The following is a 14,332-nucleotide window of genomic DNA, read 5'->3' as shown; positions in this document are numbered from 1 at the left end:
GGAGTCGCGGGTCCTTCGCCGGGCGCACGCCCCTGGCGAACCGGGTGAGCGGCTCAGGAGTCGAAGATGGCCACCGCGCGGGTCCAGCCGGCGGAGGCGGCGTGCACCTTGACCGGGAAGCACGAGATCTCGAACCCCGTGGCGGGCAACTGCTCGAGGTCGTGCAGTTTCTCGAGGTGGCAATAGCCGATCTCCCGGCCTGCCCGGTGTCCCTCCCAGATGATCGAGGCGTCCTGCTCGGCGGCGTACCGGGCGGCGGTGTGGACGAAGGGGGCGTCCCAGCTCCACGCGTCGGTTCCGGTGAGGCGCACGCCCCGTTCGAGCAGGTACAGCGTCGCGTCCCGGCCCATGCCGCAGCCGGAGGACACGTAGTCGTCCTGGCCGTAGCGCTCACCGGCGCTCGTGTTGACCACGACGATCTCCAGCGGCGACAGCTCGTGCCCGATGCGCTTGAGCTCGGCCTCGACATCGGCCGCGGTCGCCACGTAACCGTCGGGGAAGTGGCGGAAATCGAGCTTCACCGCCGGTTGCAGGCACCACTCCAGGGGCACCTCGTCGATGGTCATCGCGCGCTCGCCACCGTTCATGGTGGCCGAATAGTGATAGGGCGCGTCGAGATGAGTGCCGTTGTGGGTGGTCAGCCGCACCCATTCGGACGCCCAGCCCTCACCGTCGGGCAGGTCGTCGACGGTCGCGCCGGGAAAGAATGCCAGGAGGTCCTTGGCGGTCTGCGCGTGCGACTGGTACTCGATCTCCGGTGTGAGCCCCGGGGGGTCGGACGCGATTCCGGCCCGCAGGGGCGCGGAAATGTCGACGAATCTGCGCATCAAACTTCTCCTTCCGGCCGGCACGGCCGCAATGGAATGACGCCGGTCCCCTCGGCCACGGTCTGCCGGGTCGAGCCGAGCCCCTGTCCGTGCAGGGACACGACGTCGCCGGGCCGCAGCCAGCCGGTGAAGCCGGCCAGGTCCGGGGTGTCGACGTGCTCGAGCAGGCAGCCGCCGGGCACGGTCCCGGAACCGATCACGTCCCCCGGCGCGAGATCCACGCCGCGGGAGACGTAGGCGAGCAGCTCGCCGAACGTCCAGTCCATCTGATCGAGACGACCGCGGGTGATCTCCCGGTCGTTGACCGTGGCCCGCAGCTCGATGGCGAGCCGTCCGTCCACGCGGTACTCCGCCAGCTCGTCCACGGTGACCAGCGCGGGCCCGAGCGTGAGGGCGCTGTCCTTGCTCTTGCCCATGCCGATGCCGGTCGCCAGGTCGTGGAGCTGGTGATCACGGGCGGTCCAGTCGTTGAACAGCGTGTACCCCAGGATGTGGTCCTCCGCGCCGGCCGGATGCAGGTCCCGCCCGCCGCGCCCAATCACCACACCCACCTCGAGCTCCAGGTCGAACATGCGGGAGCCGGGCGCGACCGGGACCGGGTCGTGCGGCCCGACGACCGAGGCGGCGTTGCCGAAGTAGAACGCGGGCGCCTCCGACCAGGCCGGGTGCAGTTCCGCACTGCGCCCGAGCGCGCGATAACAGCCGCGCAGGTGGTCCAGGAAGCACAACCCGTCACGGACCGACGGCGGACGCGGCAGCGGCGCGAGCAGCCGGACGTCGTCGAGCGGTCGAACCTCCTCCGGGGCACGACGGGCGGTCTCCCCCGCCACGGCCAGCGCCCCGTCGCCACCCTGGACGAGCGTCAGCAGGTCGATGCCGGGGCGAAGCCCGCGAACCGCATCACCGTCGAGCACACCGGTGCGCACACCGGCGCCTGCCTCGTAGGTCACCCATTTCACAGGTGCCGTCCTCCCTTGTTCTTCGCTTCCCGCACCGCCTGCTCGTGGAACTCGCGGGCCGCCGGCTCGACCGCGGCCCACGCTCCCTCCGGGGTGCCGGGAAGAGCGCGTCCGGCGTCGCGGAGCCTGCCGAGGATCCGGTCGGCCGCCGAGTCGGCCTGCGCGGTGACCGTGGCCAGATCGGCCACCTCCAGCACACCGTCGCGCTTGACGACCCGGCCGTCCACGAGCACGGTGCGCACGTCGGCGGCCGTGGTCTGGAAAACGAGCGTCGCGTAGGGGTCCACGCGCGGGTGCTGCTCGAGCGCGGGGCCACCGACCAGCATCAGGTCGGCCCGCTTGCCCGGCGTCAGCGAGCCGATCTTGTCCCCGAGTCCGAGGGCCTCCGCGGCGTTGACGGTGCTCCAGTCCAGCGCCTCCCGCGCCGTGTAGGTGACGGAGCCGGGCATCGCGCCCGCGGTGTTGACCGGCAGGTCGGCCTCCGCGCGGGCGAAGCCGAGGCCGTAGCGCAGCTCGTGCCACAGGTCGCCGCTGTTCAGCGAGACGACGTCGGCGGACAGGGTCGGCCGCACCCCGTGCCGGCGGCAGCGGTCGAAGACGGGACGGCCGAAGCCCATGTTCAGCTCGGTCTCCACCGAGATCGACACCTTCCCGCCGGTGCGGGCGATCGCCTCCCACTCGGCGTCGCCGAAGCTGCAGCAGTGCACGTGGACCATGTCCGGCCCGAGCAGCCCGAGTGCCTCCATCTCGGTGATCCCGGTGGCCAGCACGCTGCCGAACACACAGCCGGCGTGATTGACCAGCAGCGCCCGGCGCTCACGGGCCGCGGCCAGCTCGGCGACGGTGTGCTCCCACGGCAACCCGAAGATTTCCGACAGCGACACGCCCAGGGTGAGCAAACCGTCCGAGGCGAAGTAGGTGTCGGCGATGCGGTGGAAGTCCGCCACCCGCGCCTCGTGCTCGCCGAACCGGCTCGCCTCCGGCGAACTCTCGAAGAACCCGTAGCAGAACGCCGCGCGGATCCCGGCCTCCTGAAGCCCGCGCACCGCGCCGTCGGAGTGGTCGGGGGTGTTGTTGCAGTGCGAGAAGTCCAGCAGGGTGGTGACCCCGGCGTTCAGGGCGTCGATCCCGCCGTAGAAGTTGCCGAGCCGGACGTCGTCCGGGGTGTAGGCGGGTGACACACCGAGCCGAATGCCGAAGTAGTAGTCGGCGAGAGTCCAGTCCCCGCAGATGCCGCGGACCAGGGACTGCCAGGTGTGCCGGTGCGTGTCGATCAGGCCCGGCAGCACCAGGTGCCCGGTCGCGTCCAGGATCTCGGCGTCGGTCACCGGCAGCGAGGGCCCGACGGCCACGATCGCGCCGTCCTCGATCAGCACGTCGCCCGCCGGGAAATCCCCGAGCGCGGGGTCCATCGTGAGGATGTGACCGTTGCGGACGAGGGTGCGATGTGAGCTCATAATGTCCTCCGAGCGTCGTTGCTTGGCAGCAGCATGGCTGGCCCGGCGCGCCGGAACATGTGCCGAATCGGTTGTGATCCCGGCGAGCGGGTCGCGTCGATCTGGAAGAGGTGCTGGGACATGGACGTCCGGTCGTTGCGGTACGCCCTCACCTTGGCCGAGGAACTGCACTTCGGCCGCGCCGCGCGTGCGCACTACATCGCGGCGCAGCCGTTCGGCAGGCGCATCCAGGAGCTGGAGCGCGAGCTCGGCGTGAAGCTGTTCGAGCGCACGAGCCGCCGCGTCGCACTCACCCCGGCGGGGGAACGGTTCCTGCCCCGTGCGCGCCGGGTGCTGGCGGAGATGGACGAGCTCATGCGCACCGCCGAAGGGGATCACGCGGAGCCCGTCCTGCGCGTCGGGGTGCTCGGGTTCGGTCTGGCCGACCGGTGGGCCGCCACGCGCACCCTGCTGGCCGCGCACCACCCGGAACTCGAACTGTCCTACCGGGAACTGGACTGGACGACGCAGTACGACGCCGTGCGCACCGGGGAGGTCGACGTCGCGGTCCTGCACGACGTCGGCGGAGCCGACGACCTCCTCGTCGAGCCGGTGATGAACACCGCACGCTGCGCGGTCGTGCCGGCCGAATCGGAGCTCGCCGGCGCCGGGCACCTCAGCGCGGCCGACATCGCCGACCTGCCCCGCGTGAAGCTGGTCGGCCAGCCAGGACTGGCGGACTGGAACGGCGCACCCACCCGGCGCGACGTCGAGGTCCGCTCCCCCGCCCACGTCGCGGCCGCGGTCGCCACCACCGGCCGGATCGGGTTCCACGGCGAACCCGCCACCCGCTTCTACCCCCACCCCGGGGTGCGTTACCTGCCACTCGAAGGACCCGACCCCGTCGTGGCCATCGCCAGCCGGCGAAACGACCGCCGAGACACCGTCGCCGCGTTCCGCGCCGCGACGCTCGCGAGTCCCGCCGCCGGCTCGCTCGCCGCGGCGCAGCCGGAATCGTGACCCGCCGTCGGCGGCGGTGATCACCCTTCCACTCTGGACAGAGGTTCGGCCCCGGCTCAGCCGGCCCAGCGGGCGATGCCGAGCGCGGCGGTGCGCACGGCGGGGGCGAGCCGGTCGACGGCCGCCCGGGAGTGCGCCACGATGCCGAGCGCGGCGCGGACCCGGCCGTCCAGGCCGAGGATCGGCGCGGCGACGGACACCGCGCCCAGGGTCATCTCCTCATAGGAGTAGGCGACCCCGGTCTTGCGGACCTCCTCCAGCGTGGCCGCGAGCCGTCCGGGCTGGGTGATGGTGTGCGGGGTCATCCGCGCCAGGCCCGCCTCGACGACCGACCGGAGCAGGTCGTTTCCGGAGAAGGCCAGGAAGACCTTGCCGACACCGGTCGCGTGCAGCGGCAGGCGGCCACCGACCTCGGTCCTGGTCGGCACGGCCTTGGTGCTGGAGATCTTCTCGATGCACAACGCCTGCATGCCCTCCAGCACCGTGAGCTGGAGGTTCTCCTGGGTCGCCTGGAAGAGGTCGTGCATGTAGGGCAGGGCGGCCTCCCGGAGCCCGCGTTGCTGCGGGGCGAGCGTCCCGATCGTCCACAAGCGCATCCCGATGCGGTACCGGCCGTCGTCGAGGCGTTCCAGCCCGCCCCACTCGCGGAGCTCGCCGATGAGCCGGCGCGCGGTCGAAATGGGCAGACCGCTGCGCGTGGCCACCTCGGTGAGCGTGAGCACCGGATGTGCCACGTCGAAGCAGTCGAGCACGGTCAGCAACCGCCGGGACACCGACTGACCGGGCGTGTTCGTTCGGCCCGCCATGCCGTCAATGTACGGGCGATTGCCACTGGACGGCAATCACGTCTGGCGCCGGACGGCGCCCGGGCCGCAGGATCCCTACGTTCCCGCCACACCGGAGCAGAACGAGGAGGTTCTGAGCATGACGAACACCGACCGGGCGTGTGCCCGCCGTGTCACTGGGTGGACGAACCGGTGAGCGGGTTCTGGACGCGCCAGGGCATCGTCCCGCACCTGCGCTGGGGGTTCGTGGCGCTCACGTTGTTCATGATCGGCGACGGAATCGAATCCGGATTCCTGTCCCCCTACCTCGCCGAGCACGGCTTCGGCCCGGGCCAGACCTCGCTGCTGTGGAGCGTCTACGGGTTCGTCGTCGCCGTCGCCGCCTGGTTGTCGGGCGCGCTGGCCGAGGCGTTCGGACCCCGGCGGGTGATGTTCGCCGGGTTCGCGATCTGGGTGGTCTTCGAGATCGCCTTCCTGGTCGCGCTGGCCCAGGGCGACTTCACGTTCATGCTGGTCAGCTTCGGCGTCCGGGGCCTGGGCTACCCGCTGTTCTCCTACGGCTTCCTCGTCTGGGTGGCGATGGACACGCCGGAGTCGGTGATGGGCAAGGCCGTGGGCTGGTACTGGTTCTTCTTCGTGCTCGGGCTCGGCGTGATCAGCTCCTACTACGCGGGCGCGGTCATCCCGCTGATCGGCGAGTTCGCCACCCTGGTCACCTCGCTCGCGTTCATCGGGGCAGGCGGGATCCTGCTCGCGGTCCTGGTCAAAGCCCGCCCGCAGCAGCCCGCCGGGGTCAAGGCCAGCCTGCGCGCCGTCCTCGGCGCCGTCACCGTCGTCGTCGAACGGCCCAAGGTCGGCATCGGCGGGATCGTCCGGGTGATCAACACCCTCGGGTTCTACGCCTTCGTGGTGTTCCTGGGCACGTTCATGGTCCGCGACGTCGGACTGTCCACTCCGGAATGGCAGACGGTGTGGGGCACGATGCTGCTGACCAACATCCTCGCCAACGTGCTCTTCGGCTACGTCGCGGACAAGATCGGCCGCGTCCGGACGGTGGCGTGGTTCGGCGGTTTCCTGTGCGCCCTCAGCGTGCCCGCCTTCTACTACGTGCCGGCGCTGCTGGGCCCGAACTTCTGGGCCATCCTGGTGATCGCGATCGTCTACGGTGCCGCGCTCTCCGGGTTCGTCCCGCTCTCGGCGATCCTGCCCGCGCTGGCGCCGCACCGCGTGGGCGGCGCCGTCGCGATCCTCAACCTCGGCGCGGGGGTCAGCCAGTTCATGGGACCCGTCGTCGCCGGGCTGGTGGCGCCGATCGGCGTCTCCGGGACGCTGTGGGTGATCGCCGGCATCTACGTCGCCGGGATCGCGCTCACTTACGCCCTCCGCACCCGGGATACCACGGTGTCCACAGCAGACAAAGAACTGACCGGAAGGACCGCGTCATGACCGACCGACCCACGATCGTCCTCGTGCACGGGATGTGGCACGGCGGCTGGGCCTGGGACCGCGTCGCGCCCCTGCTCGAAGCCGACGGCTACCCCTGCGTCACTGTCACGCTGCCCGGCAAGGACCGGGCCCCGGGCGATCCGACGTTCCGCGGGCACTGCGACCACCTCGTCCGCGTGCTCGCCGGCATTCCCGGCGACATCGTGCTCGTCGGCCACTCCTACTCCGGCGCGCTGCTCACCGAGGTCGGCGACGCCGCGGGGGTGCGCGCCCTGGTCTACCTGAGCGCGTTCTGCCTGGAACCCGGGGAGTCGGTCGCCTCCGTCAACGACGCCGAGCCCGGTTCCCAGGCGGGCAAGGACGACATCCGCCAGGTCGGCGACTACCTGGTCATCGACCCGGACACCGCGCGGCACGCCTTCTACCACGACTGCACGCCCTCCGACGCGGCAGACGCGGCCGCACGCCTCACCCCCGAGCACGCCGACGCCAGGACCGCGGTCGTCTCCCGCGCGGCCTGGCGCACGGTCCCCGCCCACTTCGTCGTGTGCACGCTCGACCGGGCCTGCACGCCGGAGGTCCAGCGCAAGATGGCCGTCCGGGTGGGTTCGGTGAGCGAGCTCGAATCGAGCCACTCCCCGATGCTGTCGATGCCCGGCGCCGTGGCGGACACGATCGTCAAGGTCGCGGCGGAGCACGCGTCGTGACCGCGCCCGTCGCGATCGTGACCGGCGGGGCGGGTGGCATGGGCACGGCCATTGCCACGGCCCTGCTCGCCGACGGCTTCCGGGTCGCGCTGCTGGACCGCCGCGGCGCGAAGGAAGCCGCGGATCAGTACACCGGCGAGGTCCTGGGCATCGAGGCCGACGTCACCGACGAAGGATCCGTCCAGGCCGCCGTCGAGCAGGTCGACGCCGCCTGGGGCCGGGTCGACGCGCTGGTGAACAACGCCGGGATCGAACCGCCGCACACCGTGGCGGACCTGGACCTCGAAACCTGGCAGGCGACCTTGCAGGTCAACCTGACCGGGCCGGTGCTGCTGATGAAGCACTGCGTTCCGCTGTGGCGGCGGCAGGGCGGCGGCCGGGTGGTGTCGATCGGCTCACGCGTGTGGCTCGGCGGCGGCTGGACCCCGGCGTACTCCGCGTCGAAGGCGGGGCTCGTCGGGCTGACCCGGGTGGCCTGCCGCGAGCTGGGCCCACTCGGGGTCACGGTCAACGTCGTCGCGCCGAGTTTCGTGCACACCGCGTTCAACGTCCAGAAGGCCGATCCGGAGTTCCTCGACGACTACACCGGCCGGTTCGCCGCCGCCTCCCCGCTGGGCAGGCTCGTGGAACCGGCGGACGTCGCGAACGCCGTCGCCTTTCTGGTGTCCGACCGCGCCCGCGCCATCACGGGCGAAGTGATCCACGTCGCCGCCGGCACTCAGCTGGCGCCGACGATCCGATGACAAGGGGGTTGGAAGACGTGCCGACAAGCCTCGAAGACAGGCTGGAACTGCGCGAACTGGTCGACAACTGGGTCGTCTGGCGCGACGCCGGGGACTGGGACCGCTTCGCGACGGTCTGGCACCCGACGCAGGGGTGGATGACCGCCACCTGGTTCCAGGGCCCGGCCGCGGAGTTCATCGCGGTCAGCCGCGAAGGGTTCGACCGTGGCGTGAACATCCTGCACTTCCTCGGCGGGCACAGCGCCGACGTGCACGGCGACCGGGCCGTCGTCCAGACGAAGATGATCATCAGCCAGCGCGCGAGCGTCGACGGGGTCGAGGCCGACGTGGTGTGCACCGGCCGGTTCTACGACTTCTGCTGCCGCCACGAGGGCGAGTGGAAGATCGTGCGCAGGCAGCCGATCTACGAAAAGGACCGGCTCGACCCCGTCGACCCGGCCGCGCGCCTGGAGCTCGACACCGCACTGTTGAACCGGTTCCCGTCCGGGTACCGCCACCTGGCGTACCTGCAGACCAAGGCCGGGTTCACGGTCAAGACCGGGTTGCCCGGGCTCACCGGCGAAGCGGTGCTCCGCCTCTACGACGAGGGCGCCAAATGGCTCGCGGGCTCGGCCACCGCGGGCGAAGTGAGCAAGGGATGAGCATGAAACACCTCAACTGCAGCGCCAGCACGCTGCGCACGGCGGACCTGCCCACCCGCGTGGCCGCCGCCGCCCAGGCCGGGTTCACCGGCATCGGGCTGCGGGTGAGCGACTACCTCGGCACGGACCTGTCCGACGGGCAGATCCGCGACCTGCTGGACCAGCACGGTCTGCGGGTGCTCGAAGTGGAGCACAACTGGGACTGGGCGCTGGGCGCGGATCCGGTGGAGGAGGCCATGTTCCGGCTCGCCGACCGGATCGGGATACGGCACCTCAACGTGCCGATGTTCCAGGCGCACCCGCTCGCGGACCTGGTGAAGCCGTTCGGGGCGCTGTGCGACCGCGCCGCCGAGCACGGCGTGCTGGTCGGTTTCGAGTTCCTGCCCTACAGCCACGTCCGCACGCTCGCCCAGGTGTGGGAGGTGGTCGCCGCCGCGGACCGGCGCAACGGCGGGATCACGCTAGACCTGTGGCACTGGTTCCGTTCCGGTGCCACGCCCGGCGATCTCGACGGCATTCCCGCCAGCAAGATCATCACGGTGCAGCTGTGCGACGTGCGGCCCGAACCGGATCGCGACATGACCGAGGAGGCCCGCCACCGGCGGCTGCTCCCCGGCCGCGGCGCCGGGGACACGCTCGCCGTGCTCGGCGCCCTGCGCGACCGTGGCGTCACCGCGCCGGTGTCGGTGGAGGTCTTCTCCGACGACCTCGACGCCCGCCCCGCCGAGGAGTCGGCCCGGCTCGCCTTCGCCGCGGGCGCCGAGATCCTCGACCGCGCGGGACTGGCCGCGCCGGACTGGACGACCAATCTCGAGGAGGGCCGATGACCGGGTTTTCCGAGGAAACCTCGGCGCAGGTCGTCGCCGCGAGCTTCGCCGGCACCCCGGATCCGCGGGTGAAGCAGGTGCTGACGAGCCTCGTGCAGCACCTGCACGCGTTCGTCAAGGACGTCGAGCTCACCGACGCGGAGTGGCAGCAGGCGATCGATTTCCTCACCGCGACCGGGCACATGTGCGACGACACCCGGCAGGAGTTCGTCCTGCTCTCCGACGTGCTCGGCGTGTCGATGCTGGTCGACGCGATCAACAACCGGAAATCCGCCGCCGCCACCGACACCACGGTCCTCGGCCCGTTCCACCTGGTCGACTCCCCGCCGCGCGAGCTCGGCGCGAACATCTCGCTCGACGGCAACGGTGAGCCGTGTGTGTTCGCCGGGCAGGTCCGCTCCTCCGACGGCACGCCGCTGCCCGGCGCGCGGGTCGACGTGTGGCAGGCCAACGGCGCCGGGTACTACGACGTGCAGCAACCCGGTGTGCAGCCCGACCGGAACCTGCGCGGGCTGTTCGTCACGGACGACGACGGCCGGTTCTGGCTGCGCACGGTGGTGCCCCGCTACTACCCGATCCCGGACGACGGGCCGGTCGGGCGGCTGCTCGCCGCCACCAAACGGCACCCGAACCGGCCCGCGCACATCCACGTCATCGCCGACGCCCCCGGCCATGCCCCGCTCACCACCCACGTGTTCGTCGAGGGCAGCCCGTACCTGGACTCCGACACGGTGTTCGGGGTCAAGGAGTCGCTGATCCGGCCCGTCACCGACGTCGACGACCCGGATCGCGCCCGGCGCTACGGGGTCGCGAACCCGTTCCGGCTGATCGAGTTCGACATCATCCTGGACCGGGTGCGGTCATGACCCGCGACTTCGTGCACGAGAGCCGTCCCGGCCGGGTCGTCTTCGCGGTGGGTGCGGCGAGCCGGCTGGCCGGAGAGGTCGAGCGGCTGGGCCTGCGCCGGCTGATCGTGGTGTGCACCCCGGAACAGGCGGAACTGGCCGCCGAGCTCACCTCCCCGTTCGACGGCCGTGTCGCGGCACTGCACCCGCACGCGACCCCGCACGTGCCGGTCGCGGTCGCGGCGACGGCGGTCGCACAAAGCCGGGAGATCGATGCCGACGGCTGCCTCGCCATCGGTGGCGGCTCCGGGATCGGCCTGGGCAAGGCGATCGCGAAAGACACCGGCCTGCCCGCCGTCGCGGTGCCCACCACCTACGCCGGGTCGGAGATGACGCCGATCTGGGGCCTGACCGACGGCGGCCGCAAGACCACCGGCCGTGATCCCCGTGTCCTGCCGTCCACTGTGGTCTACGACCCGCGGCTGACCCTCACCCTGCCGACGTCCCTGTCGGTCACCAGCGGCGTCAACGCCCTCGCCCACGCCGCCGAAGCGCTCTACGCGCCCGACGGCTCACCGATCACGGCGTTGATGGCGGCGGAGTCGGCACGCGCCCTCGCCGCCGCACTCCCCCGGGTCGTCGCCGATCCGCACGATCTCGACGCCCGGTCCGAGGCCCTCTACGGCGCGTGGCTCGCCGGCAGCGTGCTGGGCGCGACCACGATGTCGTTGCACCACAAGCTGTGCCACATCCTCGGCGGCACCTTCGACCTCCCGCACGCCGAAACCCACACCGCGGTACTCCCGCACGTTCTCGCGTTCAACCTCCCGGCCGCACCCCGCGCACGGGCCGCGTTGCGGAACGCGTTCGGAGCCGGCGATCCGGCCGCGCACCTGTTCCGCCTCGCCGACGACCTCGGCGCCGACATGTCCCTGAAGTCGCTCGGGATGCCGGAGGACGGTGTGGACACCGTGGTGACACAGGCGCTGTCCGCGCCCTACGCCAATCCCCGGCCGGTGACGGAACACGACCTGCGGGTCCTGCTCGGCAACGCACTCACCGGCTCCTGTCCAACGGAGGACACGTGACCAGTCTCGACCTGCAACACGTCATCGACCGCAACAAAGTCGGGCCCCTGCAACGCAAAGTCCTGCTGCTCTGCCTGGGCGTGGTGGTCCTCGACGGCCTGGACCTCGCCGTCGTCGCCTACATCGGCCCGCCGCTGCTGGCCGACTGGGGCCTGTCGAAGGCCCAGCTCGGACCGGTGATCACCAGCGGGCTGCTCGGCATGGCGCTGGGGTCACTGGTCGCCGGGCCGATCGCGGACCGCATCGGCCGGCGCAAGATCATCCTCGCCTCGATGGTGTTCTTCGGGGTGATGTGCGCGGCGACCGCGCTGGCGCCGAACGTGGTGTGGTTCTCGATCCTCCGGCTGCTCACCGGCTTCGGTCTCGGCGCCGCACTGCCCAACGCGACGACGCTGGTGTCCGAGTACGCTCCCGTGCGGCGCCGCGGCACGATGATGGCGCTCACCTACTGCGGCCACACCCTCGGCGGCGCGATCGCCGGGTTCCTCACCAGCCTCGTCGTGGAGGTCGCGAGCTGGCACTGGGCCCTGGTCCTCGCCGGTGCCCTGCCCATCGCCTACGCCGTGGTCGTCTACTTCGCGCTGCCGGAGTCGCCGAAGTACCTCGCCCGCCAGGCCGGGCGGGAGGCCGAGCTGCTGGGCCTGGTGAACCGGATCGTGCCGGAGAACTTCCCGCCCGGCACCCGGTTCGCCCTCAACGAGCCTGCCGTCGACGCGAAGGTCCGGGTCGCCGGGCTGGTGGCCCGCCGGTTCCGGCTGGGGACCGCCATGATCTGGATCGGCTTCAGCGCGGCGTTCTTCATCGTCTACCTGACGAACAGCTGGATGCCCATTCTGATGACCGACATCGGTTTCTCCCTGACCGCGGCCGCCACGATGGGCCTGCTGCTGCAGGCCGGGGGCACGCTGGGCAACCTCGGGATCGGGTCGGCGATGGACCGCTTCGGCATGCACCGCACGGTCGTCGCCGCCATGGGGTGCGCTTCGGTGATGTTCGTGCTCGTGGCCGTCGCGCCGCCGAACGTGCTGGTGCTCGGGACGCTGATGTTCGTGATGGGCATGTTCACCAACACCTGCGGCACCGCCTTCCCGATCATCGGCGCCGCCTTCTACCCCACGAGCATCCGCGCCACCGGAACCAGCTGGGCGACCGGCGTCGCCCGGTTCGGCGCCATCGGCGGAGCGGCCATCGGCACGGTGCTCGTGGCCGCCGGCCTCAACTACCACCAGGTGTTCCTCTCGCTGCTCATCCCGGGCGCCGTGTGCATCCTGGCCGTCATCGTCAAGGGCAGGCGGGCGCGCACACCGGCAGGCGAGCCCGTCGCCGGGCGCGTCTCCGCCCGCAGCTGAGCAGCCTCACGAAAGGACCCCGAACATGCGACTGCGCGACAAGACCGCGCTGATCACCGGCGCCTCCAGCGGCATGGGCCGCGCCACCGCCACGACCTTCGCCCGGGAGGGCGCCGCCGTGGTGGTCGCCGACATCAACGACGACGACGGCGCGGCCGTGGTCAAGGAGATCGAGGCCGGCGGCGGGCGGGCGCGCTACCTGCACCTGGACGTCACCGACGAGGATTCGTGGACCACCGGGATCGACGAGATCGTCGCGGAGTTCGGCCGGCTCGACGTGCTGGTCAACAACGCCGGGATCAGCGGCACCTTCGACCCCGACCTCACCAGCACCGCCTTCTTCGACCAGCTCATGCTCGTCAACGCCAAGGGTGTCTTCCTCGGCATCAAGCACGGCGCCGCCGCAATGGCCCGCACCGGCGGCGGCTCGATCGTCAACCTGTCCTCGATCTCGGCCTCGATCGGCCAGCTCGGCGTGCACCTCGGCTACGGGGCGTCCAAGGCCGCCGTGAAGTCGATGACCCGGACCGCCGCCGTGCACTACGCCGACGACGGGATCCGGGTCAACGCGGTCGCTCCGGGGATGCTCCCGCCGATGCGGACCTCCCGCGGCTCGGCCGACCCGGTGTGGCGGGCCAGGCAACTCGACGGGGTGCCGATGAAGCGGGCCGGCGAGGTGTGGGAGGTCGCCGACGTCGTCCTCTTCCTCGCCGGCGACGAGGCCTCCTACGTGACCGGCGTGGAGGTCCTGGTCGACGGCGGGCTGACCGCGGTGTGACTCACCGCCGGGCGAGGAACGCCTCCACGGCGGCCACCACGTCCCCGGGCGCTTCCTCGGGGACGTAGTGGCCGCCCGGGACGGCGTGGCCGCGCACGGCGGCGGGATCGGCGTGGTGTTCCTGCCAGACGCGCACCACGTCGGTCCCGCCGAGGCCGCCCTCGGCGCCCCACAGCAGGAGCAGCGGAGCCCGCACCCGCAACCCCCGCTCGTGATCGGCCTGGTCGCGGTCGAGATCGGTCGAGAAGCCGGTGCGGTAGTCCTCGAAGGACGCCCGCAGATGGCCCGGGTCGCTGAACGCGGCGACGTAGTGCTGGAACGTCTCCGCGTCCACGGCGCCGGAGTCGAGGACCCGGGCGAAGAAATGCCGCAGATACGCCTCCACGTTCCCGGTGACCAGCGTCGTCGCCAGCTCCGGGTTCCGGTGGAAGAACCAGTGCCACATCGCGCTCGCCGAGTCGCGGTCGAAGGTGTCCATGACGACCCTGGTCGGCAGGATGTCCAGCAGCACCAGGGCGTCGATGTCCGACGGGTGGTCCAGGGCCCAGCGGTGCGCGACGCGGGCGCCGCGATCGTGGCCGATCACCACCGTCGAGGAGAACCCGAGGTGGTGGATCAGGCCGCTCAGGTCGGCGGCGGTGGCGCGCTTGTCGTACTCCCCCGACCGGGCCAGACCCGAGTCCCCGTACCCACGCAGGTCCGGGACGATGAGGGTGCGCCCGCGGCTGAGCGGCTCCACCACGTGCCGCCAGCAGGCGTGCGTCTGCGGCCAGCCGTGCACCAGCACGGCGGGCTCGGGCCCGTCACCGACCACGCGGTAGGCCAGCTCGACGTCGTCCAGGCGCACCGACTCGCGGATGTCCCACGGCATGATTTCCCCT

15 protein-coding genes are annotated in these 14,332 nt (G+C 71.5%); 10 read left to right on the top strand and 5 right to left on the bottom strand.

The genetic code is table 11. The features are described from left to right. Positions 1-53: 53 nt before the first annotated feature. Genes ABZ215_RS29350 through ABZ215_RS29340 form a run of 3 tightly spaced genes read right to left on the bottom strand, consistent with a single transcriptional unit; the run spans position 54 to position 3,243 of the window. Positions 54-827: a cyclase family protein gene (locus ABZ215_RS29350; RefSeq protein ID WP_354953190.1), complete on the bottom strand. Its 774-nt coding sequence runs from the start codon at positions 825-827 to the stop codon at positions 54-56. Next, entirely contained in the window at positions 827-1,786 is a 960-nt protein-coding gene (locus ABZ215_RS29345) for a fumarylacetoacetate hydrolase family protein (protein ID WP_354953188.1), read from the bottom strand. The genes ABZ215_RS29350 and ABZ215_RS29345 overlap by 1 nt, the downstream gene beginning before the upstream one ends. Then, positions 1,783-3,243, bottom strand: a complete 1,461-nt coding sequence (locus ABZ215_RS29340; protein WP_354953186.1) for an amidohydrolase family protein — start codon at positions 3,241-3,243, stop codon at positions 1,783-1,785. Before ABZ215_RS29340 ends, ABZ215_RS29345 begins: the two co-directional genes overlap by 4 nt. A 120-nt stretch (positions 3,244-3,363) precedes the next feature. Between ABZ215_RS29340 and ABZ215_RS29335 the strand changes: the two genes are divergently transcribed. Next, positions 3,364-4,242: a LysR family transcriptional regulator gene (locus ABZ215_RS29335; RefSeq protein WP_354953184.1), complete on the top strand. Its 879-nt coding sequence runs from the start codon at positions 3,364-3,366 to the stop codon at positions 4,240-4,242. A gap of 56 nt (positions 4,243-4,298) precedes the next feature. Here the strand turns inward: ABZ215_RS29335 and ABZ215_RS29330 are convergent, their stop codons facing one another. Beyond that, positions 4,299-5,048, bottom strand: coding sequence for an IclR family transcriptional regulator (locus ABZ215_RS29330; RefSeq protein ID WP_354953182.1), 750 nt, complete (start codon positions 5,046-5,048; stop codon positions 4,299-4,301). Positions 5,049-5,207: 159 nt separating this feature from the next. Here ABZ215_RS29330 and ABZ215_RS29325 point away from each other — a divergent pair, with 159 nt between their 5' ends. The 9 genes from ABZ215_RS29325 to ABZ215_RS29285 are packed head-to-tail and all read left to right on the top strand — an operon-like array spanning position 5,208 to position 13,451. Then, positions 5,208-6,473, top strand: coding sequence for an MFS transporter (locus ABZ215_RS29325; RefSeq protein ID WP_354953180.1), 1,266 nt, complete (start codon positions 5,208-5,210; stop codon positions 6,471-6,473). Continuing rightward, positions 6,470-7,180: an alpha/beta fold hydrolase gene (locus tag ABZ215_RS29320; protein ID WP_354953178.1), complete on the top strand. Its 711-nt coding sequence runs from the start codon at positions 6,470-6,472 to the stop codon at positions 7,178-7,180. Before ABZ215_RS29325 ends, ABZ215_RS29320 begins: the two co-directional genes overlap by 4 nt. Then, the gene (locus ABZ215_RS29315) at positions 7,177-7,923 is read left to right on the top strand and encodes an SDR family NAD(P)-dependent oxidoreductase (protein WP_354953176.1); all 747 of its coding nucleotides are present in this window, start codon (positions 7,177-7,179) and stop codon (positions 7,921-7,923) included. Before ABZ215_RS29320 ends, ABZ215_RS29315 begins: the two co-directional genes overlap by 4 nt. Positions 7,924-7,940: 17 nt before the next feature. Next, complete coding sequence (locus ABZ215_RS29310; RefSeq protein WP_354953174.1) at positions 7,941-8,564, top strand: nuclear transport factor 2 family protein; 624 nt, start codon at positions 7,941-7,943, stop codon at positions 8,562-8,564. Beyond that, positions 8,561-9,391: a sugar phosphate isomerase/epimerase gene (locus ABZ215_RS29305; protein WP_354953172.1), complete on the top strand. Its 831-nt coding sequence runs from the start codon at positions 8,561-8,563 to the stop codon at positions 9,389-9,391. Before ABZ215_RS29310 ends, ABZ215_RS29305 begins: the two co-directional genes overlap by 4 nt. After that, positions 9,388-10,257, top strand: coding sequence for an intradiol ring-cleavage dioxygenase (locus ABZ215_RS29300; RefSeq protein ID WP_354953170.1), 870 nt, complete (start codon positions 9,388-9,390; stop codon positions 10,255-10,257). Before ABZ215_RS29305 ends, ABZ215_RS29300 begins: the two co-directional genes overlap by 4 nt. Continuing rightward, positions 10,254-11,324: a maleylacetate reductase gene (locus tag ABZ215_RS29295; protein ID WP_354953168.1), complete on the top strand. Its 1,071-nt coding sequence runs from the start codon at positions 10,254-10,256 to the stop codon at positions 11,322-11,324. The genes ABZ215_RS29300 and ABZ215_RS29295 overlap by 4 nt, the downstream gene beginning before the upstream one ends. After that, positions 11,321-12,673: an aromatic acid/H+ symport family MFS transporter gene (locus ABZ215_RS29290; protein WP_354953166.1), complete on the top strand. Its 1,353-nt coding sequence runs from the start codon at positions 11,321-11,323 to the stop codon at positions 12,671-12,673. Before ABZ215_RS29295 ends, ABZ215_RS29290 begins: the two co-directional genes overlap by 4 nt. 25 nt (positions 12,674-12,698) lie before the next feature. Continuing rightward, the gene (locus ABZ215_RS29285; protein WP_354953164.1) at positions 12,699-13,451 is read left to right on the top strand and encodes a glucose 1-dehydrogenase; all 753 of its coding nucleotides are present in this window, start codon (positions 12,699-12,701) and stop codon (positions 13,449-13,451) included. A 1-nt stretch (position 13,452) separates the two neighbouring features. Here the strand turns inward: ABZ215_RS29285 and ABZ215_RS29280 are convergent, their stop codons facing one another. Further along, on the bottom strand, positions 13,453-14,322 hold the full coding sequence (locus ABZ215_RS29280) for an alpha/beta hydrolase (protein ID WP_354953162.1): 870 nt from the start codon (positions 14,320-14,322) through the stop codon (positions 13,453-13,455). Between the last annotated feature and the right edge of the window lie 10 nt (positions 14,323-14,332).

The organism is Amycolatopsis sp. NPDC006131, from assembly GCF_040614175.1.
In the GTDB taxonomy this organism is placed as follows: domain Bacteria; phylum Actinomycetota; class Actinomycetes; order Mycobacteriales; family Pseudonocardiaceae; genus Amycolatopsis_E; species Amycolatopsis_E tucumanensis.
Note: the sequence above shows the minus strand (reverse complement) of the source record. Positions and strands in the feature narration are given on the sequence as shown.

What these genes read in the sequence shown, in the direction of transcription:
- ABZ215_RS29350 (WP_354953190.1), bottom strand. Translation starts at nt 827, where the DNA reads ATGCGCAGATTCGTCGACATTTCCGCGCCCCTGCGGGCCGGAATCGCG.
- ABZ215_RS29340 (WP_354953186.1), bottom strand. Translation starts at nt 3,243, where the DNA reads ATGAGCTCACATCGCACCCTCGTCCGCAACGGTCACATCCTCACGATG.
- ABZ215_RS29335 (WP_354953184.1), top strand. Translation starts at nt 3,364, where the DNA reads ATGGACGTCCGGTCGTTGCGGTACGCCCTCACCTTGGCCGAGGAACTG.
- ABZ215_RS29330 (WP_354953182.1), bottom strand. Translation starts at nt 5,048, where the DNA reads ATGGCGGGCCGAACGAACACGCCCGGTCAGTCGGTGTCCCGGCGGTTG.
- ABZ215_RS29320 (WP_354953178.1), top strand. Translation starts at nt 6,470, where the DNA reads ATGACCGACCGACCCACGATCGTCCTCGTGCACGGGATGTGGCACGGC.
- ABZ215_RS29305 (WP_354953172.1), top strand. Translation starts at nt 8,561, where the DNA reads ATGAGCATGAAACACCTCAACTGCAGCGCCAGCACGCTGCGCACGGCG.
- ABZ215_RS29300 (WP_354953170.1), top strand. Translation starts at nt 9,388, where the DNA reads ATGACCGGGTTTTCCGAGGAAACCTCGGCGCAGGTCGTCGCCGCGAGC.
- ABZ215_RS29295 (WP_354953168.1), top strand. Translation starts at nt 10,254, where the DNA reads ATGACCCGCGACTTCGTGCACGAGAGCCGTCCCGGCCGGGTCGTCTTC.
- ABZ215_RS29285 (WP_354953164.1), top strand. Translation starts at nt 12,699, where the DNA reads ATGCGACTGCGCGACAAGACCGCGCTGATCACCGGCGCCTCCAGCGGC.
- ABZ215_RS29280 (WP_354953162.1), bottom strand. Translation starts at nt 14,322, where the DNA reads ATGCCGTGGGACATCCGCGAGTCGGTGCGCCTGGACGACGTCGAGCTG.